The organism is Streptomyces sp. NPDC058691 (genome assembly GCF_042714775.1).
Taxonomy (GTDB): domain Bacteria; phylum Actinomycetota; class Actinomycetes; order Streptomycetales; family Streptomycetaceae; genus Actinacidiphila.
Genome location: NZ_JBHXSO010000061.1, coordinates 9600 through 33835, shown reverse-complemented (window position 1 = coordinate 33835; position 24236 = coordinate 9600). Strand labels below are relative to the sequence as shown.

24 protein-coding genes are annotated in these 24236 nt (G+C 67.2%); all 24 read left to right on the top strand.

Annotated elements, in window-relative coordinates; all coding sequences use genetic code 11:
• Positions 1–73: 73 nt before the first annotated feature.
• The 24 genes from rplK (at position 74) to rpsQ (ending at position 24104) form a co-directional block, all read left to right on the top strand.
• Positions 74–508, top strand: coding sequence for a 50S ribosomal protein L11 (gene rplK, locus ACFWVC_RS32055; protein ID WP_384295649.1), 435 nt, complete (start codon positions 74–76; stop codon positions 506–508).
• Between the two features lie 91 nt (positions 509–599).
• Entirely contained in the window at positions 600–1325 is a 726-nt protein-coding gene (rplA, locus tag ACFWVC_RS32050; RefSeq protein WP_384295644.1) for a 50S ribosomal protein L1, read from the top strand.
• A gap of 146 nt (positions 1326–1471) precedes the next feature.
• Positions 1472–2392, top strand: coding sequence for a hypothetical protein (locus ACFWVC_RS32045; protein WP_384295639.1), 921 nt, complete (start codon positions 1472–1474; stop codon positions 2390–2392).
• Positions 2393–2675: 283 nt separating this feature from the next.
• Positions 2676–3233, top strand: a complete 558-nt coding sequence (gene rplJ / locus ACFWVC_RS32040) for a 50S ribosomal protein L10 (protein WP_384295633.1) — start codon at positions 2676–2678, stop codon at positions 3231–3233.
• A gap of 84 nt (positions 3234–3317) precedes the next feature.
• Positions 3318–3701 carry a 50S ribosomal protein L7/L12 gene (rplL, locus tag ACFWVC_RS32035; RefSeq protein WP_384295626.1) on the top strand — a complete coding sequence of 128 codons (384 nt, stop codon included), beginning with the start codon at positions 3318–3320 and terminating at the stop codon, positions 3699–3701.
• 575 nt (positions 3702–4276) lie between these two features.
• A complete protein-coding gene (gene rpoB / locus ACFWVC_RS32030) occupies positions 4277–7765 on the top strand; it encodes a DNA-directed RNA polymerase subunit beta (RefSeq protein ID WP_384295620.1) in 3489 nt (1162 codons plus the stop codon).
• A 131-nt stretch (positions 7766–7896) separates the two neighbouring features.
• Entirely contained in the window at positions 7897–11796 is a 3900-nt protein-coding gene (locus tag ACFWVC_RS32025; protein ID WP_384295614.1) for a DNA-directed RNA polymerase subunit beta', read from the top strand.
• A 119-nt stretch (positions 11797–11915) separates the two neighbouring features.
• Positions 11916–12359 carry a DUF1707 and DUF4190 domain-containing protein gene (locus ACFWVC_RS32020; protein WP_384295609.1) on the top strand — a complete coding sequence of 148 codons (444 nt, stop codon included), beginning with the start codon at positions 11916–11918 and terminating at the stop codon, positions 12357–12359.
• 279 nt (positions 12360–12638) lie between these two features.
• Complete coding sequence (gene rpsL, locus ACFWVC_RS32015; protein WP_014144289.1) at positions 12639–13010, top strand: 30S ribosomal protein S12; 372 nt, start codon at positions 12639–12641, stop codon at positions 13008–13010.
• A gap of 2 nt (positions 13011–13012) precedes the next feature.
• Positions 13013–13483, top strand: coding sequence for a 30S ribosomal protein S7 (gene rpsG / locus ACFWVC_RS32010; protein ID WP_018558864.1), 471 nt, complete (start codon positions 13013–13015; stop codon positions 13481–13483).
• A 39-nt stretch (positions 13484–13522) separates the two neighbouring features.
• The gene (gene fusA / locus ACFWVC_RS32005) at positions 13523–15649 is read left to right on the top strand and encodes an elongation factor G (RefSeq protein WP_384295602.1); all 2127 of its coding nucleotides are present in this window, start codon (positions 13523–13525) and stop codon (positions 15647–15649) included.
• 171 nt (positions 15650–15820) lie between these two features.
• Positions 15821–17014, top strand: a complete 1194-nt coding sequence (gene tuf, locus ACFWVC_RS32000) for an elongation factor Tu (RefSeq protein WP_384295597.1) — start codon at positions 15821–15823, stop codon at positions 17012–17014.
• Positions 17015–17224: 210 nt separating this feature from the next.
• Positions 17225–18409, top strand: a complete 1185-nt coding sequence (locus ACFWVC_RS31995; protein WP_384295591.1) for a S8 family peptidase — start codon at positions 17225–17227, stop codon at positions 18407–18409.
• Positions 18410–18811: 402 nt separating this feature from the next.
• Positions 18812–19120 (top strand): 30S ribosomal protein S10, encoded by a 309-nt coding sequence (rpsJ, locus tag ACFWVC_RS31990; RefSeq protein ID WP_014144312.1) that lies wholly within the window; start codon positions 18812–18814, stop codon positions 19118–19120.
• 14 nt (positions 19121–19134) lie between these two features.
• On the top strand, positions 19135–19779 hold the full coding sequence (gene rplC / locus ACFWVC_RS31985; protein WP_319658480.1) for a 50S ribosomal protein L3: 645 nt from the start codon (positions 19135–19137) through the stop codon (positions 19777–19779).
• Between the two features lie 4 nt (positions 19780–19783).
• Positions 19784–20434: a 50S ribosomal protein L4 gene (rplD, locus tag ACFWVC_RS31980; RefSeq protein ID WP_384295582.1), complete on the top strand. Its 651-nt coding sequence runs from the start codon at positions 19784–19786 to the stop codon at positions 20432–20434.
• Positions 20434–20760, top strand: a complete 327-nt coding sequence (gene rplW / locus ACFWVC_RS31975; protein ID WP_018558871.1) for a 50S ribosomal protein L23 — start codon at positions 20434–20436, stop codon at positions 20758–20760. Before rplD ends, rplW begins: the two co-directional genes overlap by 1 nt.
• Positions 20761–20807: 47 nt before the next feature.
• Positions 20808–21644 (top strand): 50S ribosomal protein L2, encoded by an 837-nt coding sequence (gene rplB, locus ACFWVC_RS31970; RefSeq protein WP_319658483.1) that lies wholly within the window; start codon positions 20808–20810, stop codon positions 21642–21644.
• Positions 21645–21656: 12 nt separating this feature from the next.
• A complete protein-coding gene (gene rpsS / locus ACFWVC_RS31965; RefSeq protein ID WP_018558873.1) occupies positions 21657–21938 on the top strand; it encodes a 30S ribosomal protein S19 in 282 nt (93 codons plus the stop codon).
• A gap of 49 nt (positions 21939–21987) precedes the next feature.
• Positions 21988–22335 (top strand): 50S ribosomal protein L22, encoded by a 348-nt coding sequence (gene rplV / locus ACFWVC_RS31960; protein WP_319139012.1) that lies wholly within the window; start codon positions 21988–21990, stop codon positions 22333–22335.
• Positions 22335–23171, top strand: coding sequence for a 30S ribosomal protein S3 (gene rpsC / locus ACFWVC_RS31955; RefSeq protein ID WP_384295561.1), 837 nt, complete (start codon positions 22335–22337; stop codon positions 23169–23171). Before rplV ends, rpsC begins: the two co-directional genes overlap by 1 nt.
• A 5-nt stretch (positions 23172–23176) precedes the next feature.
• Positions 23177–23596: a 50S ribosomal protein L16 gene (gene rplP / locus ACFWVC_RS31950; RefSeq protein ID WP_384295556.1), complete on the top strand. Its 420-nt coding sequence runs from the start codon at positions 23177–23179 to the stop codon at positions 23594–23596.
• Complete coding sequence (rpmC, locus tag ACFWVC_RS31945; protein WP_319658486.1) at positions 23596–23820, top strand: 50S ribosomal protein L29; 225 nt, start codon at positions 23596–23598, stop codon at positions 23818–23820. Before rplP ends, rpmC begins: the two co-directional genes overlap by 1 nt.
• On the top strand, positions 23820–24104 hold the full coding sequence (gene rpsQ, locus ACFWVC_RS31940) for a 30S ribosomal protein S17 (RefSeq protein ID WP_018558878.1): 285 nt from the start codon (positions 23820–23822) through the stop codon (positions 24102–24104). Before rpmC ends, rpsQ begins: the two co-directional genes overlap by 1 nt.
• The last annotated feature ends 132 nt before the right edge of the window (positions 24105–24236 follow it).

The window sequence follows — 24236 nt, the reverse complement described above, 5'->3', positions numbered from 1 at the left end:
GCGCACACCGCTAAAATCGTGCGGTATGCCTGTTCGCAGGCAGGAACACTCTCACTAGGACCCGGAGAGAGCAATGCCTCCCAAGAAGAAGAAGGTCACGGGGCTTATCAAGCTCCAGATCAACGCAGGTGCGGCCAACCCGGCCCCGCCCGTCGGCCCGGCGCTCGGCCAGCACGGCGTCAACATCATGGAGTTCTGCAAGGCCTACAACGCGGCGACCGAGTCGCAGCGCGGCTGGGTGATCCCGGTGGAGATCACGGTCTACGACGACCGTTCCTTCACCTTCATCACCAAGACCCCGCCGGCCTCGCGCATGATCCTCAAGGCCGCGGGTGTGGAGAAGGGCTCCGGCGAGCCGCACAAGACCAAGGTCGCGAAGCTGACGCGTGACCAGGTCCGCGAGATCGCCACGACCAAGCTGCCCGACCTGAACGCGAACGACCTGGACGCCGCCGAGAAGATCATCGCCGGCACCGCGCGTTCCATGGGCATCACGGTCGAGGGCTGACACAGCCTCCCCGCACCACATCCCACCCGCAAGAACGTGGCAGGGCCGGCTCGGCCCGCACCACGACTCCTCCAGACACACAGGAGCAGCAGTGAGCAAGCGCAGCAAGTCTCTCCGCGCTGCGGACAGCAAGATCGACCGGGAGCGCGTGTACGCCCCCCTCGAGGCGGTCCGTCTCGCCAAGGAGACCTCCAGCACCAAGTTCGACAGCACCGTCGAGGTGGCCTTCCGTCTGGGCGTCGACCCGCGCAAGGCCGACCAGATGGTCCGTGGCACCGTGAACCTTCCGCACGGCACCGGTAAGACCGCCCGGGTCCTGGTCTTCGCGACCGGTGACCGTGCCGAGGCCGCGCGTGCCGCGGGCGCCGACATCGTCGGCGCCGACGAGCTGATCGACGAGGTGGCGAAGGGCCGTCTGGACTTCGACGCCGTCGTCGCCACCCCGGACCTCATGGGCAAGGTCGGCCGCCTGGGCCGCGTCCTCGGCCCCCGTGGTCTGATGCCGAACCCGAAGACCGGCACCGTCACCCCCGACGTCGCCAAGGCCGTCACCGAGATCAAGGGCGGCAAGATCGAGTTCCGCGTCGACAAGCACTCGAACCTGCACTTCATCATCGGCAAGACCTCCTTCGGTGAGCAGCAGCTGGTCGAGAACTACGGCGCCGCGCTGGACGAGATCCTGCGTCTGAAGCCGTCCGCCGCCAAGGGCCGCTACATCAAGAAGGCCGCCATCAGCACCACGATGGGCCCCGGCATCCCGCTGGACTCCAACCGCACCCGCAACCTCCTCACCGAGGAGGACCCGGCCGCTCTCTGACCGGGTCGTGTGCTGTGAACCGGCCCCGCGCCTCCAAGGCGCGGGGCCGGTTTTTTCGTACGACAGTGTCGGCGGGGTGCGCTAGCGTGCCACCGGCCCCGGGTACTCACCGGAGCCGGAAGAACGAGATCCAGGGGTGGGAATTCATGAGCATGTCCGTAGGGAAGCGCGCGAGCGCCGGTCTGGCGGCCGCGGCCGTCGTGGTGGGTCTCGCAGGCTGCCAGAGCGGCGGCACGGGCAGCGGTGGGGGCAAGGCCGAGGTCCTGCAGACGCGGAGCCAGGCCCTCCAGTTCATCAAGGACGCCTTCACCAAGACCGCCGATGCCAAGTCCGCCAAGGTCCGGATGACGATGGAGATGCCGTCCGGCTCGAAGGAGAGCGGCACCATGCGGATCTCCGGCGTACAGGGCTGGGACCCCGCGGTGATGGACATGGTGGTCAGTGGTTCCGCCCTGACCGACGGTGCCCCCGACGCCCCCTCCCAGGTGCGCATGGTGATGGTGGACAACGTCATGTACATGGACATGGGCACCGCGCAGGCCGCCGCCATGGGCGGCAAGCGCTGGATGAAGCTGGACTTCAAGGCCGCCGCCGCGGCGACCGGCAACGAGGCGATGCAGAAGCAGATGAGCGCCGGCCTGGAGAACATGAACCAGGACCCGTCGCAGCAGCTCGCCCTGTTGCTGGAGTCGCCGAACCTCAAGCACCTCGGTTCGGAGAAGGTCGGCGGCGTCCGGGCGGAGCACTACAAGGGCACGCTCAGCTTCGAGGAGATGCTCGACGCCAACAAGGCCTCCTCGGGCCTCACCGAGCAGCAGCGCAAGACCGTGATCGCCAACACCAAGAAGGCGGGGATCAAGGGCTACGACACCGAGCTCTGGGTCAACGCCGACCACTACCCGGTCCGGATGGCCGTCGGGATGGAGACGTCGGAGGGCACCATGGAGCTCCGCGCCGACTACTCCGACTACGGCGCCGCGGCCGACGTCCAGGCGCCGCCGGCCAAGGACACCGTCGACCTCTTCAAGATGCTGAAGGACATGAAGCCGACCGGTGTGAACGGCTGACGCCGGGGCCCCTGAGGCCCTGACGCCCGATTTGCTTGCCGCCGATCGGTTCGCGTACTCTTCCCCAGAAGCCAAAGACCGCTGGTCGTTGCCGTGCCCTCACAGGTGCGGCGGCCGAAGGATCCGTTTATTGCGGACGACCCGCGCAGGTGACTGTGGATGTACTCCCGGGATCGTTTTGCGGTCCTGGTCGAGTCACGCCCCGTGCGCCTGCGCCGGGGCGTTTGTTTTGCCCGGCCCCTTACCGTGCGGTCCGAATCACCCGGAAGGAGGCCGAGGCTCTATGGCGAAGCCCGAGAAGGGCGCCGCGGTTGCCGAGCTGACGGACAAGTTCCGCAGCTCCAACGCCGCCGTGCTGACCGAGTACCGCGGTCTCACCGTGGCGCAGCTCAAGACGCTGCGCCGTTCGCTCGGTGAGAACGCCACGTACGCCGTGGTGAAGAACACGCTGACCAAGATCGCGGCCAACGAGGCCGGGATCAGCCAGCTGGACGACCTGTTCGCGGGTCCGACTGCTGTCGCCTTCGTCACCGGTGACCCGGTGGAGTCGGCGAAGGGTCTTCGTGACTTCGCCAAGGACAACCCGAACCTCATCATCAAGGGCGGTGTGCTTGACGGCAAGCCGCTGTCCGCCGATGAGATCAAGAAGCTCGCGGACCTCGAGTCCCGCGAGGTGCTGCTCGCCAAGCTGGCGGGTGCCATGAAGGCCAAGCCCTCCCAGGCTGCCGCGGTCTTCCAGGCGCTGCCCTCGAAGCTCGTCCGCACCGTGGACGCGCTCCGTGCCAAGCAGGCGGAGCAGGGCGGTGCCGGCGAGCCGGCTCCCGCCGAGGACGCGGAGTAACCACTCCCGCTGTTCTCTAGCGGGCCCGTACGCCCGCCGCAATGTACATACGGCACCAGCCGAATTAGTGGAAGGACCGCCATCATGGCGAAGCTCACCCAGGACGACCTGCTCGCGCAGTTCGAGGAGATGACCCTCATCGAGCTCTCCGAGTTCGTGAAGGCCTTCGAGGAGAAGTTCGACGTCACCGCCGCCGCCCCGGTCGCCATCGCGGGCCCCGCGGGCCCGGGTGCCCCGGTCGAGGCCGTCGAGGAGCAGGACGAGTTCGACGTCATCCTCACCGGTGCCGGCGAGAAGAAGATCCAGGTCATCAAGGTCGTGCGCGAGCTGACCTCCCTGGGTCTGAAGGAGGCCAAGGACCTCGTGGACGGCGCTCCGAAGCCGGTTCTCGAGAAGGTCGCCAAGGAGGCCGCCGACAAGGCTGCCGAGTCCCTCAAGGCCGCGGGCGCGTCCGTCGAGGTCAAGTGATCTACGCCCCTCCCGGGGCTGATCAGCCGCAGGGCGGCCACCCTTTCGGGTGGCCGCCCTCGGTCGTTTGCGTGGGCCTTCACCCGGGCTGTCATCATCGCCCGGTAAGGTGATCATCGTCGTTCCGCTTACGTTGCCGTTCGTCGCGCGCCACCCCCTGTGACGATCTCCGCGGGGCGGAGGCCTTGACGAACCGCACGCAGCGCGCGATTCTCAGGACGCGTCGCCACATCGGCCATGTACCGAGGCATGGATCGAGGGCGATGCGGGAATGCCTAGCGTGGCAAGCGTGAACGAGGGGCATGACGGCTCACAACAAGGGGCTCCTACCGACCCCTACGGAGGACGAGATTGGTGCAGCACCGGTCTCCGAAACTCTGCACTGGACATCAGTGTGCCAAGTGGCTACACTGACCCTTTGCGCTGCCTGTTAGCTGTCGCCTGGCCCGTCACCAGGGACAAGCCCAAGCCTGAGCACACGTGAGGAACTGTCCTGACCAGGACATCCTTGTCTGCGCCCGGGGGCGGAAGCCGGTACGCGCGTAGTGAGTCCGAGCCCTCGGAAGGACCCCCTCTTGGCCGCCTCGCGCAACGCCTCGACTGCCAATTCGAACAACGGCGCAAGCACCGCCCCGCTGCGCATTTCTTTCGCGAAGATCAAGGAGCCCCTCGAGGTCCCGAACCTCCTCGCGCTGCAGACCGAGAGCTTTGACTGGCTCCTCGGCAACGCCGCGTGGAAGTCTCGCGTCGAGGCGGCCCTGGACAGTGGCCAGGACGTCCCCACCAAGTCCGGTCTGGAAGAGATCTTCGAGGAGATCTCGCCGATCGAGGACTTCTCCGGGTCGATGTCGCTGACCTTCCGCGACCACCGTTTCGAGCCTCCGAAGAACTCGATCGACGAATGCAAGGAGCGCGACTTCACGTACGCGGCCCCGCTCTTCGTCACGGCCGAGTTCACCAACAACGAGACCGGTGAGATCAAGTCCCAGACCGTCTTCATGGGCGACTTCCCGCTCATGACGAACAAGGGCACCTTCGTCATCAACGGCACCGAGCGTGTCGTGGTGTCCCAGCTGGTCCGCTCGCCGGGTGTCTACTTCGACAGCCAGATCGACAAGACGTCCGACAAGGACATCTACTCCGCCAAGGTCATCCCCTCCCGGGGTGCCTGGCTGGAGATGGAGATCGACAAGCGCGACATGGTCGGTGTCCGCATCGACCGCAAGCGCAAGCAGTCCGTCACCGTCCTCCTGAAGGCGCTCGGCTGGACCACCGAGCAGATCCTCGAGGAGTTCGGCGAGTACGAGTCCATGCGCGCCACCCTGGAGAAGGACCACACCCAGGGCCAGGACGACGCGCTGCTGGACATCTACCGCAAGCTGCGTCCGGGCGAGCCCCCGACCCGTGAGGCCGCGCAGACGCTGCTGGAGAACCTCTACTTCAACCCCAAGCGGTACGACCTGGCCAAGGTCGGTCGCTACAAGATCAACAAGAAGCTGGGTGCCGACGCGCCGCTCGACGCCGGTGTGCTGACCGTCGAGGACGTCATCTCGGCGATCAAGTACCTGGTCAAGCTGCACGCGGGCGAGACCGAGACCACCGGTGACAACGGTTCCTCCGTGGTCGTCGAGGTCGACGACATCGACCACTTCGGCAACCGTCGTCTGCGCAACGTCGGCGAGCTCATCCAGAACCAGGTCCGCACGGGTCTGGCCCGTATGGAGCGCGTCGTCCGCGAGCGGATGACCACCCAGGACGTCGAGGCGATCACGCCGCAGACCCTGATCAACATCCGGCCGGTCGTCGCCTCCATCAAGGAGTTCTTCGGCACCAGCCAGCTGTCCCAGTTCATGGACCAGACGAACCCGCTGTCGGGCCTGACCCACAAGCGCCGTCTGTCCGCGCTGGGCCCCGGTGGTCTGTCCCGTGAGCGGGCCGGCTTCGAGGTCCGTGACGTGCACCCGTCCCACTACGGACGCATGTGCCCGATCGAGACCCCCGAAGGCCCGAACATCGGTCTGATCGGCTCGCTGGCCTCCTATGGCCGGGTCAACGCGTTCGGCTTCGTGGAGACCCCGTACCGCAAGGTCGACGAGACCGGCATCGTGACCGACGAGGTCAACTTCCTCACGGCCGACGAGGAGGACCGCTTCGTCATCGCCCAGGCGAACGCGCCGCTGACGGAGGACAACCGCTTCGCGGAGTCCCGCGTCCTGGTGCGCCGCCGTGGCGGTGAGATCGACTACGTCCCCGGCGAGGACGTGGACTACATGGACGTCTCGCCGCGCCAGATGGTGTCGGTCGCGACCGCCATGATCCCGTTCCTCGAGCACGACGACGCCAACCGCGCGCTCATGGGCTCCAACATGATGCGCCAGGCGGTGCCGCTGCTGAAGGCGCAGGCCCCGCTGGTCGGCACCGGCATGGAGTACCGCTGCGCGGTCGACGCCGGTGACGTCATCAAGGCCGACAAGGACGGTGTGGTCCAGGAGGTCTCCGCGGACTACGTCACCGTCGCCAACGACGACGGCACGTACAACACCTACCGCGTCGCCAAGTTCTCCCGCTCGAACCAGGGCACGTCCTTCAACCAGAAGGTCGTCGTGGACGAGGGCGCCCGGGTGATCGCCGGCCAGGTGCTCGCCGACGGTCCGTCCACCGAGCAGGGCGAGATGGCGCTCGGCAAGAACCTGCTGGTCGCGTTCATGCCGTGGGAGGGTCACAACTACGAGGACGCGATCATCCTGTCGCAGCGCCTCGTGCAGGACGACGTCCTCTCCTCGATCCACATCGAGGAGCACGAGGTCGACGCCCGTGACACCAAGCTCGGCCCCGAGGAGATCACCCGGGACATCCCGAACGTCTCCGAGGAGGTCCTGGCGGACCTGGACGAGCGCGGCATCATCCGCATCGGTGCCGAGGTCGTCGCCGGCGACATCCTGGTCGGCAAGGTCACGCCCAAGGGCGAGACCGAGCTGACCCCGGAGGAGCGCCTGCTGCGCGCGATCTTCGGCGAGAAGGCCCGTGAGGTCCGCGACACCTCGCTGAAGGTGCCGCACGGCGAGACCGGCAAGGTCATCGGCGTGCGCGTCTTCGACCGCGAGGAGGGCGACGAGCTGCCCCCGGGCGTGAACCAGCTGGTCCGCGTCTACGTCGCGCAGAAGCGCAAGATCACCGATGGTGACAAGCTCGCCGGCCGTCACGGCAACAAGGGCGTCATCTCCAAGATCCTGCCGATCGAGGACATGCCGTTCCTGGAGGACGGCACCGCGGTCGACATCATCCTCAACCCCCTGGGTGTCCCGTCCCGAATGAACCCGGGACAGGTCCTGGAGATCCACCTGGGCTGGCTCGCCGCACAAGGCTGGGATGTCTCCGGCCTCGGCGACGAGTGGGCGCGCCGCCTCACGGCGATCGGCGCCGACCAGGTCGCCGCCGGCACCAACGTCGCCACCCCGGTGTTCGACGGTGCCCGCGAGGACGAGATCACCGGCCTCTTCGAGGCCACGATCCCGAACCGCGACGGCCAGCGCCTGGTGCTGCCCTCCGGTAAGGCACGGCTCTTCGACGGCCGCTCCGGCGAGCCGTTCCCGGACCCGATCTCGATCGGCTACATGTACATCCTCAAGCTGCACCACCTGGTGGACGACAAGCTGCACGCCCGTTCCACCGGTCCGTACTCGATGATCACCCAGCAGCCGCTGGGTGGTAAGGCGCAGTTCGGTGGTCAGCGATTCGGCGAGATGGAGGTGTGGGCCCTTGAGGCATACGGCGCGGCCTACGCGCTGCAGGAGCTCCTCACCATCAAGTCCGACGACGTTCTCGGCCGTGTGAAGGTCTACGAGGCCATCGTCAAGGGCGAGAACATTCCCGAGCCGGGCATTCCCGAGTCCTTCAAGGTGCTCATCAAGGAAATGCAGTCGCTCTGCCTCAACGTGGAGGTGCTGTCCTCGGACGGCATGTCGATCGAGATGCGCGACACCGACGAGGACGTCTTCCGCGCTGCGGAGGAGCTCGGAATCGACCTGTCCCGGCGTGAGCCGAGCAGCGTCGAAGAGGTCTGACGGGCCGGTCGGGGAACTGCTCCGGCAGTTCCCCGGCTACCTCCCCTCAGTGCCGCTGACGCGGCCTGAGGGCCCCCCGGACCGTTCAGACATGTTTGACATTCGACCCCGAAAGAGGGATTGACGACAAAGTGCTCGACGTCAACTTCTTCGACGAGCTGCGGATCGGCCTTGCGACCGCGGACGACATCAGGCAGTGGTCCCACGGCGAAGTGAAGAAGCCGGAGACCATCAACTACCGCACCCTCAAGCCGGAAAAGGACGGGCTCTTCTGCGAGAAGATCTTCGGCCCCACCCGGGACTGGGAGTGCTACTGCGGCAAGTACAAGCGTGTCCGCTTCAAGGGCATCATCTGCGAGCGCTGCGGCGTCGAGGTCACTCGCGCCAAGGTGCGTCGTGAGCGGATGGGCCACATCGAGCTGGCCGCTCCCGTGACCCACATCTGGTACTTCAAGGGCGTTCCGTCGCGGCTGGGCTACCTGCTCGACCTCGCCCCGAAGGACCTGGAGAAGGTCATCTACTTCGCCGCCTACATGATCACGTGGGTGGACGAGGAGCGGCGCACTCGCGACCTGCCCTCGCTGGAGGCCCAGGTCTCCGTCGAGCGCCAGCAGGTCGAGCAGCGCCGTGACGCGGACATCGAGTCCCGCCAGAAGAAGCTCGAGGCCGACCTCGGCGAGCTGGAGGCCGAGGGCGCCAAGTCCGACGTGCGCCGCAAGGTGCGCGAGGGCGCCGAGCGTGAGATGAAGCAGCTGCGCGACCGTGCCCAGCGCGAGCTGGACCGCCTCGACGAGGTGTGGTCCCGCTTCAAGAACCTCAAGGTCCAGGACCTGGAGGGTGACGAGCTGCTCTACCGCGAGCTGCGGGAGCGCTTCGGCACCTACTTCCAGGGTTCGATGGGTGCCGCGGCGCTGCAGAAGCGCCTGGAGTCCTTCGACCTGGACGAGGAGGCCGCCAAGCTCCGCGAGATCATCCGTACCGGCAAGGGCCAGAAGAAGACCCGTGCGCTCAAGCGCCTCAAGGTCGTCTCCGCGTTCCTGCAGACCACCAACAAGCCGCAGGGCATGGTGCTGGACTGCGTCCCGGTGATCCCGCCGGACCTGCGTCCGATGGTGCAGCTGGACGGTGGCCGCTTCGCGACCTCCGACCTGAACGACCTGTACCGCCGCGTCATCAACCGCAACAACCGCCTCAAGCGCCTCCTCGACCTCGGTGCCCCCGAGATCATCGTGAACAACGAGAAGCGCATGCTTCAGGAGGCCGTCGACGCGCTCTTCGACAACGGCCGTCGTGGCCGCCCGGTGACGGGCCCCGGCAACCGTCCGCTGAAGTCGCTGTCCGACATGCTCAAGGGCAAGCAGGGCCGGTTCCGTCAGAACCTGCTCGGCAAGCGCGTCGACTACTCGGCCCGTTCGGTCATCGTCGTCGGCCCGCAGCTCAAGCTGCACCAGTGTGGTCTGCCCAAGGCCATGGCGCTGGAGCTCTTCAAGCCGTTCGTGATGAAGCGCCTGGTGGACCTGAACCACGCGCAGAACATCAAGTCGGCCAAGCGCATGGTCGAGCGCGGCCGCACGGTCGTGTACGACGTGCTCGAAGAGGTCATCGCCGAGCACCCGGTGCTGCTGAACCGTGCGCCGACCCTGCACCGCCTCGGCATCCAGGCCTTCGAGCCGCAGCTGGTCGAGGGCAAGGCCATCCAGATCCACCCGCTCGTCTGCACCGCGTTCAACGCGGACTTCGACGGCGACCAGATGGCCGTGCACCTGCCGCTGTCCGCGGAGGCGCAGGCCGAGGCCCGCATCCTGATGCTGTCCTCGAACAACATCCTCAAGCCCGCCGACGGCCGTCCGGTGACGATGCCGACGCAGGACATGGTCCTGGGTCTGTTCTTCCTCACCACGGACGCGGAGGAGCGCGAGCTCAAGGGTGAGGGCCGGGCGTTCGGCTCGACCGCCGAGGCGATCATGGCCTTCGACGCCCGCGAGCTGTCGCTGCAGTCCAGGATCGACATCCGCTTCCCGATCGGCACCGTCCCGCCGCGTGGCTGGACCCCGCCGGCGGACGTGGAGGGCGAGGAGCCCTGGCAGCTCGGCGACTCCTTCCGGCTGAACACGACCCTGGGCCGTGCGCTCTTCAACGAGCTGCTGCCCGAGGACTACCCGTTCGTGGACTACCCGGTGGGCAAGAAGCAGCTCTCCGAGATCGTCAACGATCTCGCCGAGCGCTACCCCAAGGTCATCGTGGCGGCGACGCTCGACAACCTGAAGGCGGCCGGCTTCCACTGGGCGACTCGTTCCGGCGTCACCGTGGCCATCTCCGACATCGTCGTTCCCGAGGCGAAGAAGGGGATCATCGCGGGCTTCGAGGCTCAGGACGAGAAGGTCCAGAAGCAGTACGAGCGCGGTCTGATCACCAAGGACGAGCGCACGCAGGAGCTCATCGCGATCTGGACGAAGGCGACCAACGACGTCGCCGAGGCCATGCGCGAGAACTTCCCGAAGACCAACCCGATCTTCATGATGGTCGACTCGGGTGCCCGTGGAAACATGATGCAGATGCGTCAGATCGCGGGTATGCGTGGCCTGGTGTCCAACGCCAAGAACGAGACCATCCCGCGTCCCATCAAGGCCTCGTTCCGTGAGGGCCTGACCGTGCTGGAGTACTTCATCTCCACCCACGGTGCCCGTAAGGGTCTGGCCGACACCGCTCTGCGCACCGCCGACTCGGGTTACCTGACCCGTCGTCTGGTGGACGTCTCCCAGGACGTCATCATCCGCGAGGAGGACTGCGGCACCGACCGCGGCCTCAAGCTGGCGATCGCCGAGCGCGCCGAGGACGGCTCGCTGCGCAAGACGGACGACGTCGAGACCAGCGTGTACGCGCGCTGCCTCGCCGAGGACGTCGTGGTGGACGGGCGCGTCCTGGCCACCGCCGGCACCGACCTGGGCGACGTGCTCATCGAGCAGCTCATCCACAACGGTGTCTCCGAGGTCAAGACCCGCTCGGTCCTGACCTGCGAGTCCGCGGTGGGCACCTGCGCGATGTGCTACGGCCGTTCGCTCGCGACCGGCAAGCTGGTGGACATCGGTGAGGCGGTCGGCATCATCGCCGCCCAGTCCATCGGTGAGCCCGGCACCCAGCTGACGATGCGTACCTTCCACACCGGTGGTGTGGCCGGTGACGACATCACCCAGGGTCTGCCGCGTGTCGTCGAGCTCTTCGAGGCCCGTACGCCCAAGGGTGTCGCCCCGATCTCGGAGGCGGCCGGCCGCATCCGTATCGAGGAGACCGAGAAGACCAAGAAGATCGTCATCACCCCGGACGACGGCTCCGAGGAGATCGCCTACCCGATCTCCAAGCGTGCCCGTCTGATGGTGAGCGAGGGCGACCACGTCGAGGTCGGCGAGAAGCTGACCGTGGGTGCCACCAACCCGCACGACGTGCTGCGCATCCTGGGTCAGCGGGCCGTCCAGGTCCACCTGGTCGGGGAAGTCCAGAAGGTCTACAACTCGCAGGGTGTGTCGATCCACGACAAGCACATCGAGATCATCATCCGGCAGATGCTGCGCCGGGTCACGATCATCGAGTCCGGTGACGCTGAGCTGCTGCCGGGCGAGCTGGTCGAGCGCGGCCGCTTCGAGACCGAGAACCGTCGGGTCGTGGCGGAGGGTGGCCACCCGGCCTCCGGCCGTCCGCAGCTGATGGGTATCACCAAGGCCTCGCTGGCGACCGAGTCCTGGCTGTCGGCCGCCTCCTTCCAGGAGACGACCAGGGTCCTGACGGACGCGGCGATCCACGCCAAGTCCGACTCGCTGCTGGGCCTGAAGGAGAACGTCATCATCGGTAAGCTCATCCCGGCCGGTACGGGTCTGTCCCGTTACCGCAACATCCGGGTCGAGCCGACCGAGGAGGCCAAGGCCGCGATGTACTCGGCCGTCGGCTACGACGACATCGACTACAGCCCGTTCGGCACCGGCTCCGGCCAGGCCGTTCCGCTGGAGGACTACGACTACGGCCCGTACAACGGCTGACGTCCACGTCATGACGCCGAAGGGCGGTCACCCTCACGGGGGTGGCCGCCCTTCGGCCGTCGGTGCCCGTCTTCGGGCACTATGGGAGGGACGGAGCGGATCGGGGAGGTGGTGCGACGGTGCTTGCCGGGGATGCCGCACGTGAGCGGACGGTGGAAGTGCTCAAGGACGCGTACACCGAGGGACGGCTGACGCTCCAGGAGTACGAGGAGCGCATCGGGCGCGCGTACGAGTCCCGTACATACGGTGAACTGGACGTACTGGTGCTGGACATCCCGCGCCCGCGGCCGGCGCCGCCGCCCGGAGTCAACGCCAAGGCGATCGCCGCGCTGATCTGCGGCATAAGCGGAGTGTTCCTGGGACTCACGGCGCTGCCCGCGATCGTGCTGGGTCATCTGGCCCGCCGGGAGATCCGCCGCACGGGTGAACAGGGAGACGGGCTCGCGCTGGGCGGCCTGATCCTGGGCTATGTCGTCTCGGCGTTGCTGCTGCTCGTGACGGTGCTCGTGGTGGTTCTCGTCGCCGTCGTGGCGAACGAGGTCACGCCGCCCACCGGCCCTTAACACATGGGGACATTCCGGGCACGCCGGAACGAAATCCCATTTGTTTTGACCGGAGCGGGTGCGCTGGGTACGCTCTGACCTTGTGCCTGGGGTGTGCCCGGGTTCCTGCGCGTGCACTTGTCCGTGCGGGATTCCGAGGCCGAACGCCGCGACACGCCGACAATACGCACTTTCCACTTCGGTGGAAAGCGTATGGGGCTCGCGACACACCCGACCGCGTGGGTCGGTGAAACTCCAGGTTAGAAGTATCGAGATCGGCACACAGAAACCGGAGAAACGGTGCCTACGATCCAGCAGCTGGTCCGAAAGGGCCGGCAGGACAAGGTCGAGAAGAACAAGACGCCCGCGCTGAAGGGTTCCCCCCAGCGCCGCGGCGTCTGCACGCGTGTCTACACGACCACCCCGAAGAAGCCGAACTCGGCCCTGCGTAAGGTCGCGCGTGTGCGTCTGACCAGCGGCATCGAGGTCACCGCTTACATCCCGGGTGAGGGTCACAACCTGCAGGAGCACTCCATCGTGCTCGTGCGTGGTGGCCGTGTGAAGGACCTGCCGGGTGTTCGTTACAAGATCATCCGTGGTTCGCTCGACACCCAGGGTGTCAAGAACCGCAAGCAGGCCCGCAGCCGCTACGGCGCCAAGAAGGAGAAGTAAGAATGCCTCGTAAGGGCCCCGCCCCGAAGCGCCCGGTCATCATCGACCCGGTCTACGGTTCTCCTCTGGTGACCTCGCTCGTCAACAAGATCCTCCTGCACGGGAAGCGCTCCACCGCTGAGCGCATCGTGTACGGCGCCCTCGAGGGCCTGCGCGAGAAGACCGGCCAGGACCCGGTCATCACGCTCAAGCGCGCCCTGGAGAACGTGAAGCCCTCCCTGGAGGTCAAGTCCCGCCGTGTCGGTGGTGCGACCTACCAGGTGCCGATCGAGGTCCGCCCCGGTCGTGCCAACACCCTGGCGCTGCGCTGGCTCGTGGGTTACTCCCGTGCCCGCCGCGAGAAGACCATGACCGAGCGTCTGATGAACGAGCTCATGGACGCCAGCAACGGTCTGGGTGCCGCGGTGAAGCGCCGCGAGGACACCCACAAGATGGCCGAGTCCAACAAGGCCTTCGCGCACTACCGCTGGTAGTCGCTACCCCATCGAGATCCGAGAGAAGACTGAAGCCTTATGGCTACCACTTCACTTGACCTGGCCAGGGTCCGCAACATCGGGATCATGGCCCACATCGACGCGGGCAAGACGACGACGACCGAGCGGATCCTGTTCTACACCGGTGTCTCGTACAAGATCGGTGAGGTCCACGACGGCGCAGCCACGATGGACTGGATGGAGCAGGAGCAGGAGCGCGGCATCACGATCACGTCCGCCGCGACCACCTGTCACTGGCCGCTGGAGAACGTCGACCACACCATCAACATCATCGACACGCCGGGCCACGTCGACTTCACCGTCGAGGTGGAGCGTTCGCTGCGCGTGCTCGACGGTGCCGTGACGGTGTTCGACGGCGTCGCCGGCGTCGAGCCGCAGTCCGAGACCGTGTGGCGTCAGGCGGACCGCTACGGCGTGCCGCGTATCTGCTTCGTCAACAAGCTGGACCGTACCGGCGCGGAGTTCCACCGCTGCGTCGACATGATCACGGACCGGCTGGGCGCGACCCCGATCGTCATGCAGCTGCCGATCGGTGCCGAGGCCGACTTCAAGGGCGTCGTGGACCTGGTCCGCATGAAGGCCCTGGTCTGGTCCGCGGAGGCGACCAAGGGCGAGATGTACGACATCGTCGACATCCCGGCCACGCACACCGAGGCGGCCGACGAGTGGCGCGGCAAGATGCTCGAGGCCGTCGCCGAGAACGACGAAGAGATGATGGAGCTGTACCTGGAGGGCACTGAGCCCACCGAGGAGCAGCTGTACGCGGCCATCCGCCGCGTCACCATCAACTCCGGCAAGGGCGACGGCGTCACCGTCACCCCGGTCTTCTGTGGCACCGCCTTCAAGAACAAGGGCGTTCAGCCCCTGCTCGACGCGGTCGTGCGCTACCTCCCCTCCCCGCTGGACGTCGAGGCCATCGAGGGCCACGCGGTCGGCGACGCGGAGGAGATCGTCAAGCGCAGGCCGTCCGACGACGAGCCGCTGTCGGCGCTGGCGTTCAAGATCATGAGCGACCCGCACCTCGGCAAGCTCACCTTCGTCCGCGTGTACTCCGGCCGTCTGGAGTCCGGCACCGCCGTGCTGAACTCCGTCAAGGGCCGCAAGGAGCGCATCGGCAAGATCTACCGCATGCACGCGAACAAGCGTGAGGAGATCGAGTCGGTGGGCGCCGGCGACATCGTCGCCGTCATGGGCCTGAAGCAGACCACCACCGGTGAGACGCTGAGCGACGAGAAGAACCCGGTGATCCTGGAGTCCATGGACTTCCCGGCGCCGGTCATCCAGGTCGCGATCGAGCCCAAGTCCAAGGGCGACCAGGAGAAGCTGGGTGTCGCCATCCAGCGTCTCGCGGAGGAGGACCCCTCCTTCCAGGTTCACTCGGACGAGGAGACCGGCCAGACCATCATCGGCGGTATGGGCGAACTGCACCTCGAGGTGCTGGTCGACCGCATGCGCCGTGAGTTCAAGGTCGAGGCCAACGTCGGCAAGCCGCAGGTGGCGTACCGCGAGACCATTCGCAAGAAGGTCGACCGGATCGACTACACCCACAAGAAGCAGACCGGTGGTACGGGCCAGTTCGCGAAGGTCCAGATCTCCATCGAGCCTCTCGAGGGTGGCGACGCGAACTACGAGTTCGTCAACCAGGTCACCGGTGGCCGCATCCCCCGCGAGTACATCCCGTCGGTGGACGCCGGTGCTCAGGAGGCCATGAAGTTCGGCATCCTGGCGGGCTACGAGATGGTGGGCGTTCGCATCACCCTTCTCGACGGTGCCTACCACGAGGTCGACTCCTCCGAGCTGGCGTTCAAGATCGCCGGTTCGCAGGCCTTCAAGGAGGGCGCGCGCAAGGCGAGCCCCGTGCTGCTCGAGCCGATGATGGCCGTCGAGGTCACCACGCCCGAGGAGTCCATGGGCGACGTCATCGGCGACATCAACTCCCGCCGTGGCCAGATCCAGGCCATGGAGGAGCGGGCCGGCGCCCGGGTCGTCAAGGCCCTCGTGCCGCTCTCGGAGATGTTCGGCTACGTCGGCGACCTCCGCAGCAAGACGTCGGGTCGCGCGAGCTACTCGATGCAGTTCGACTCCTACGCCGAGGTTCCCAAGAACGTCGCCGAGGAGATCATCGCGAAGGCCAAGGGCGAGTAACCGCAGTTCTTCACGCTGCACACACGCCGTAGGCTAGACCGGGAGGCTTCGGGGTATTCCGCCGCAAACCGCAAGGGGAGCGTCGGGTACCCCGGCCGCCCGCAACCCAGCAAAGATCACCTGGCGCCGATGAAGTAAGGCGTACCAGAACCACTTCACAGGAGGACCCCAGTGGCGAAGGCGAAGTTCGAGCGGACTAAGCCGCACGTCAACATCGGCACCATCGGTCACATCGACCACGGTAAGACGACCCTCACGGCCGCCATTACCAAGGTGCTGCACGACGCGTACCCGGACCTGAACGAGGCCTCGGCCTTCGACCAGATCGACAAGGCTCCCGAGGAGCGCCAGCGCGGTATCACCATCTCCATCGCGCACGTCGAGTACCAGACCGAGGCGCGCCACTACGCCCACGTCGACTGCCCGGGTCACGCGGACTACATCAAGAACATGATCACCGGTGCCGCGCAGATGGACGGCGCGATCCTCGTGGTCGCCGCCACCGACGGCCCGATGCCGCAGACCAAGGAGCACGTGCTCCTGGCCCGCCAGGTCGGCGTTCCGTACATCGTGGTCGCCCTGAACAAGGCCGACATGGTGGACGACGAGGAGATCCTGGAGCTCGTCGAGCTCGAGGTCCGCGAGCTGCTCTCCGAGTACGAGTTCCCGGGCGACGACCTTCCGGTCGTCCGTGTCTCCGCGCTCAAGGCCCTCGAGGGCGACAAGGAGTGGGGCGAGAAGCTCCTCGGCCTCATGGCGGCCGTGGACGAGGCCATCCCCACCCCCGAGCGTGACGTCGACAAGCCGTTCCTGATGCCGATCGAGGACGTCTTCACGATCACCGGTCGTGGCACCGTCGTCACCGGTCGTATCGAGCGTGGTGTCCTCAAGGTCAACGAGACCGTCGACATCATCGGCATCAAGACCGAGAAGACCACCACCACGGTCACCGGCATCGAGATGTTCCGCAAGCTGCTCGACGAGGGCCAGGCCGGTGAGAACGTCGGTCTGCTCCTCCGTGGCATCAAGCGCGAGGACGTCGAGCGCGGCCAGGTCATCATCAAGCCGGGTTCGGTCACGCCGCACACCGACTTCGAGGCCCAGGCCTACATCCTGTCGAAGGACGAGGGTGGCCGTCACACCCCCTTCTTCAACAACTACCGCCCGCAGTTCTACTTCCGTACCACGGACGTGACCGGCGTCGTGACCCTCCCCGAGGGCACCGAGATGGTCATGCCGGGCGACAACACCGCCATGACGGTCGCGCTGATCCAGCCGATCGCCATGGAGGAGGGCCTGAAGTTCGCCATCCGCGAGGGTGGCCGGACCGTCGGCGCCGGCCAGGTCACCAAGATCCTGAAGTAAGGATCCCGGCGATCCGCCGCTTGCCGTAGGCGAGTTGCACGAGGGCCCCGGCCCACCGTTCACGCGGTGGGCCGGGGCCCTCGCCGTTGTGTCCGGCGGCGCGTGCCGCGTACCACCAATGGCGCTCCGGGCGGGCGTGCCCCGATGGCCGGGTGTTACGAATGGTTGCGTTCGGTGCACACCCGTACGACTCCCCTGGAGCCCTCCGCCATGCGCATATCCCCGCGCCGGCTCGTGGCCGTCGCCGCAGCCCTCACGGCCGTTCTCCCCGCCCTGGCGGGCACCTCGGGGGCCGCGGGCCCACCCCCGGTCCCGGCGCCGCTCAGGATGGCGTCCGAGGGCGGTATCGCGGGGCAGTACCTGGTGACGCTGGCGGCCGGCACGGACCCGCGCTCGGTGGTGCGCGAGGTCGGCGCGGCGCCCATGTTCACGTACACCAGCGCCCTGTTGGGCTTCGCGGCGCGGCTGACCGACCGGCAGGTCGCGGAACTGCGCACGGTGCCCGGTGTGCGGGCGGTGGAGCAGGACGCGGTGGTGACCGTGCCCCGGCCGCAGTCGGTGGCGACGGCCGCCGACGAGGTCTCGTGGGGGCTGGCCCGGATCAACCACCGGGAGCCGGGCACTGCCGGCTTCTCGGTGCGGGCGACCGGCGCCAAGGTCACCTCGTACGTCATCGACACCGGTATCGAGTTCGCCCACGCGGAGTTCGGCGGGCGGGCGGTGCCCGGCTACGACGCCGTAGGGGACGGGCAGAGCGGTGCGGACTGCAACGGCCACGGCACCCATGTCGCCGGCACGATCGGCGGCGCGCACTCGGGAGTTGCCCGCGGCACCCGGCTGGTGTCGGTGCGGGTCTTGGGCTGCGACGGCAGCGGCTCGATCGCCTCGGTCGTGGCGGGCGTCAACTGGGTGGCGGAGCACGCGGTGAAGCCGGCCGTCGCCAACCTGTCCGTCGGCGGGCCGCACACGGAGGCCTCGGAGCGGGCGGTCGAGGGGCTGGCCGCGGCCGGGGTCTTCCCGGTCGTCGCGGCGGGCAACGCCGACGCCGACGCCTGCGGCACCTCGCCCGCGGCCGCCCCGGACGCCTACACCGTCGCCGCCGTCGACGAGTCCGACCGCAAGGCTGCCTTCAGCAACTGGGGGACCTGCGTGGACATCAACGCCCCGGGCACGAACATCACCTCGGCCGCCATGGGCGGCGGTTTCACCCGGATGAGCGGCACGTCCATGGCGGCCCCGCATGTCACCGGTGTCGCGGCGCTCTACAAGGACACCCACGGCGACGTGTCCACCGAGGTCCTCGCCGCATGGCTGACCGCGGGCGCCACGCCGGACGTGCCCGCGGTGTTGCCCGCCGGCACCCCGCGCCTGCTGGTGTTCACCGGGGGACTGTGATCCCGGGCGGGGTGCGGGTTTGGAGTCCGGAGGGGTCGGGGTAAGCTACCCGGCCCGATTGGCGTCCGGCACGTCCGGTATGGCAGACTAGCCGGGTTGCTCGGTCGAGCGCCGATGTTGCGCGCCTCCCGTCGGGAGGACCGGAAGCGAGTCCCACAGTACTCGTCGCCACTCTCCGCCCCAGGCGGGATGGCGGACGTACGGGAATCTTCCGGGAAGCGTCAACGGGGTGCTTACCAGGCGCTCGGTGGGTGTCTTCTCCCACGTATCCCCTCCCTGAGGGTCTCCGCCATGCGGAGATTTACAAGAAGGGGCGCGACACGCCCGACCGCGTGGGTCGGAGAAGACGGTCGAACCACCGGGTTCCAGAGCGTTACTACTAGACAGGACTACGAAGTAGCCATGGCGGGACAGAAGATCCGCATCCGGCTCAAGGCCTACGACCACGAGGTCATCGATTCCTCGGCGAAGAAGATCGTCGAGACGGTGACGCGTACTGGTGCGCAGGTCGCGGGCCCGGTGCCGCTGCCCACTGAGAAGAACGTGTACTGCGTCATCAAGTCGCCGCACAAGTACAAGGACTCGCGCGAGCACTTCGAGATGCGCACGCACAAGCGCCTGATCGACATCCTCGACCCGACGCCCAAGACCGTTGACTCGCTGATGCGCCTGGACCTTCCGGCCGGCGTTGACATCGAGATCAAGCTCTGAGAGGCGCGGAACAGATGGCTAAGCAGATCAAGGGCATCCTGGGCGAGAAGCTCGGCATGACCCAGGTCTGGGACGAGAACAACCGTGTCGTCCCGGTGACCGTGGTCAAGGCCGGCCCGAACGTCGTGACCCAGGTCCGTACGAACGACGTCGACGGTTACGAGTCGGTCCAGATCGCCTTCGGCGAGATCGACCCGCGCAAGGTGAACAAGCCCCTCAAGGGCCACTTCGCCAAGGCCGACGTGACCCCCCGCCGCCACCTGGTGGAGCTCCGCACCTCCGACGCCGCCGAGTACAGCCTCGGCCAGGAGATCACCGCTGAGGTCTTCGAGGCCGGCGTGAAGGTGGACGTCACCGGCAAGAGCAAGGGCAAGGGCTTCGCCGGTGTCATGAAGCGTCACAACTTCAAGGGCCTCGGCGCCGGTCACGGCACCCAGCGCAAGCACCGCTCTCCCGGTTCCATCGGTGGCTGCGCCACCCCGGGCCGTGTGTTCAAGGGTCTGCGCATGGCGGGCCGCATGGGCAACGAGCGGGTCACCACCCAGAACCTGACCGTCCACGCCGTTGACGCGGAGAAGGGCCTGCTGCTCATCAAGGGCGCGGTTCCCGGCCCGAACGGCGGCCTCGTCCTGGTCCGCACCGCGGCCAAGGGGGCCTGAGGATATGAGCACCATTGACATTCTGTCGCCCGCGGGCGACAAGGCCGGGACCCTCGAGCTCCCGGGCGAGATCTTCGACGCGAAGGTCAGCATCCCGCTGATCCACCAGGTCGTCGTGGCGCAGCTGGCCGCGGCCCGTCAGGGCACGCACAAGGTCAAGACGCGTGGCGAGGTCCGCGGTGGCGGCAAGAAGCCGTACCGCCAGAAGGGCACCGGCCGCGCCCGTCAGGGTTCGACCCGCGCCCCGCAGTTCGCCGGTGGTGGCGTCGTGCACGGTCCCGTGCCGCGTGACTACTCGCAGCGGACCCCGAAGAAGATGAAGGCCGCCGCCCTGCGCGGTGCCCTCACCGACCGGGCGCGTCACAACCGCATCCACGTCGTGACCGGCGTCGTCGAGGGCGAGTCCCCGTCGACCAAGGCCGCCAAGACGCTGCTGGGCAAGATCAGCGACCGCAAGAACGTGCTGCTCGTCGCCGACCGCGCCGAAGAGGTCGCGTGGCTGTCCGCCCGCAACCTGCCCCAGGTGCACATCCTGGAGGCCGGCCAGCTGAACACGTACGACGTGCTCGTCTCCGACGACGTGGTCTTCACCAAGGCCGCCTTCGACCGCTTCACCGGTAACGGCGCCGCCGAGACCGAAGGGAGCGACGCCTGATGGCCGAGCAGACCGCGATCACCAGCAAGACCTTCACGGACCACCGTGACATCCTGGTCAAGCCGGTGGTCTCCGAGAAGAGCTACGCGCTGCTGGACGAGAACAAGTACACGTTCGTCGTCGACCCGCGCGCGAACAAGACCCAGATCAAGCAGGCCGTCGAGGCGGTCTTCTCGGTCAAGGTCACCGGGGTCAACACGATCAACCGTCAGGGTAAGCGCAAGCGCACCAAGACCGGTTTCGGCAAGCGCAAGGACACCAAGCGCGCCATCGTGACCCTCGCTGAGGGCGACCGCATCGACATCTTCGGCGGTCCGGTCTCCTAACGGGGATCGGATCGAGTCGAAGTCCGGAATATTCCGAGGACTGAGAAATGGGTATCCGCAAGTACAAGCCGACGACCCCGGGCCGTCGTGGCTCCAGCGTCGCCGACTTTGTCGAGGTCACGCGGTCCACGCCGGAGAAGTCGCTGGTCCGCCCCCTGCACAGCAAGGGCGGCCGTAACAACGCCGGTCGTGTGACCGTTCGCCACCAGGGTGGTGGCCACAAGCGCGCCTACCGCGTGATCGACTTCCGTCGTCACGACAAGGACGGCGTGCCGGCCAAGGTCGCGCACATCGAGTACGACCCCAACCGCACCGCGCGCATCGCGCTCCTGCACTACGCGGACGGCGAGAAGCGCTACATCCTGGCCCCGGCCAAGCTGAGCCAGGGTGACCGGATCGAGAACGGCCCCGGGGCCGACATCAAGCCGGGCAACAACCTTCCGCTGCGCTACATCCCGGTCGGTACGACGGTGCACGCCATCGAGCTGCGTCCCGGCGGCGGCGCGAAGATCTCCCGTTCCGCGGGCTCTTCGGTGCAGCTGCTGGCGAAGGAGGGCTCCATGGCCACCCTTCGCATGCCGTCCGGTGAAGTTCGCATGGTCGACGTCCGCTGCCGCGCCACCATCGGCGAGGTCGGCAACGCCGAGCAGTCGAACATCAACTGGGGCAAGGCCGGCCGTATGCGCTGGAAGGGCGTCCGCCCGACCGTCCGCGGTGTGGCCATGAACCCCGTCGACCACCCGCACGGTGGTGGTGAGGGCAAGACCTCCGGTGGTCGCCACCCGGTCAGCCCGTGGGGTCAGAAGGAAGGTCGTACTCGCTCGCCGAAGAAGGCCAGCAGCAAGTACATCGTCCGCCGCCGCAAGACGAACAAGAAGCGCTAGGAGCGGGTTTAGATGCCGCGCAGTCTCAAGAAGGGGCCCTTCGTCGACGACCACCTGATCAAGAAGGTGGACGTTCAGAACGAGGCCGGTACCCACAACGTCATCAAGACCTGGTCCCGCCGCTCGATGATCATCCCGGCGATGCTGGGCCACACGATCGCGGTGCACGACGGCCGTAAGCACGTCCCGGTGTTTGTCACCGAGTCGATGGTCGGCCACAAGCTCGGCGAGTTCGCGCCGACCCGCACCTTCCGCGGCCACGAGAAGGACGACCGCAAGTCGCGTCGTCGCTGACCTGCGGAGCGGAACAGTGACGACAAAGACAGACACCGAAGGGACAACCATGGAAGCCAGGGCCCAGGCGCGGTACATCCGCGTCACGCCCATGAAGGCCCGCCGCGTGGTGGACCTCATCCGTGGCATGAGTGCCACGGAGGCTCAGGCGGTCCTGCGTTTCGCCCCGCAGGCCGCGAGCGTGCCGGTGGGCAAGGTGCTCGACAGCGCCATTGCCAACGCCGCGCACAACTACGACCACACCGATGCCGAGTCGCTGTACATCAGCGAGGCGTTCGTGGACGAGGGCCCGACCCTGAAGCGGTTCCGTCCGCGTGCGCAGGGTCGTGCCTACCGGATCCGTAAGCGGACCAGCCACATCACCGTGGTCGTCAGCAGCAAGGAAGGAACCCGGTAATGGGCCAGAAGGTTAACCCGTACGGGTTCCGTCTCGGCATCACCACGGACTTCAAGTCCCGGTGGTACGCCGACAAGCTGTACAAGGACTACGTCAAGGAAGACGTCGCCATCCGCCGGATGATGACGCAGGGCATGGAGCGGGCCGGCATCTCGAAGGTCGAGATCGAGCGCACCCGTGACCGCGTCCGCGTCGACATCCACACCGCCCGGCCGGGCATCGTCATCGGCCGTCGCGGCGCGGAGGCCGACCGCATCCGCGGTGACCTGGAGAAGCTGACCGGCAAGCAGGTCCAGCTGAACATCCTCGAGGTCAAGAACCCGGAGACGGACGCTCAGCTGGTGGCCCAGGCCGTCGCCGAGCAGCTGTCCTCCCGCGTCTCCTTCCGTCGTGCCATGCGCAAGAGCATGCAGAGCACGATGAAGGCCGGCGCCAAGGGCATCAAGATCCAGTGCGGTGGCCGTCTCGGCGGCGCCGAGATGTCCCGCTCGGAGTTCTACCGCGAGGGTCGCGTTCCGCTGCACACGCTGCGCGCGAACGTCGACTACGGCTTCTTCGAGGCCAAGACGACCTTCGGCCGCATCGGCGTGAAGGTCTGGATCTACAAGGGCGATGTCAAGAACATCGCCGAGGTCCGCGCGGACAACGCCGCCGCCCGTGCCGGCAACCGCCCGGCCCGTGGTGGCGCCGGCAACGAGCGCCCGCAGCGCCGTGGTGGCGAGCGTGGCGAGCGTGGCGGCCGCGGCCGTCGTCCCCAGGGTGACGCTCCGGCCCCCAAGGCCGAGGCGACCACCGCTGAGGCTCCGGCCGCGGAGACCACCGGAACGGAGGCCTGACCCCCATGCTGATCCCCCGTCGGGTCAAGCACCGCAAGCAGCACCACCCCAAGCGCGATGGCATGGCCAAGGGTGGCACCGAGCTGGCGTTCGGTGAGTACGGCATCCAGGCGCTGACCCCGGCGTATGTGACAAACCGGCAGATCGAGTCCGCTCGTATCGCCATCACCCGTCACATCCGCCGTGGTGGCAAGGTCTGGATCAACATCTACCCGGACCGACCCCTCACGAAGAAGCCGGCCGAAACCCGCATGGGTTCCGGTAAGGGCTCCCCGGAGTGGTGGATCGCGAACGTCAAGCCCGGACGGGTGATGTTCGAGCTGTCCTTCCCGAACGAGAAGGTTGCGCGTGAGGCGCTCACCCGAGCCGCCCACAAGCTTCCGATGAAGTGCCGGATCGTCCGGCGCGAGGCAGGTGAGCTGTGATGGCGGCCGGTACCAAGGCGACCGAGCTGCGTCAGCTGGGCGACGAGGAACTCGTCGGCAAGCTGCGTGAGGCCAAGGAGGAGCTGTTCAACCTCCGCTTCCAGGCGGCCACCGGACAGCTCGAGAACAACTCCCGGCTGAAGATCGTCCGCAAGGACATCGCCCGGATCTACACCCTCATGCGTGAGCGTGAGCTCGGCATCGAGACGGTGGAGAACGCCTGATGAGCGAGAAGAATGTGACTGAGAGCAGCGAGCAGCGCGGCGACCGCAAGACCCGTGAGGGCCTCGTGGTGAGCGACAAGATGGACAAGACCGTTGTGGTCGCCGTCGAGGACCGTGTGAAGCACGCCCTCTACGGCAAGGTCATCCGCCGCACCAACAAGCTCAAGGCGCACGACGAGCAGAACGCCGCGGGCGTCGGCGACCGTGTCCTCCTCATGGAGACCCGGCCGCTGTCCGCGAGCAAGCGCTGGCGCGTCGTCGAGATCCTCGAGAAGGCCAAGTAACACGCCGGGCAGCCGGGCCCGGCCCCGGGGAACCCCCGCCCCGGGCGGCCCCCGCCCGCCAAAACAACGGGGGGGAACCCCCACCACACGGCGCCCCGCCGGCCGCGGTGAAACGCCACGATACAGGCGGGG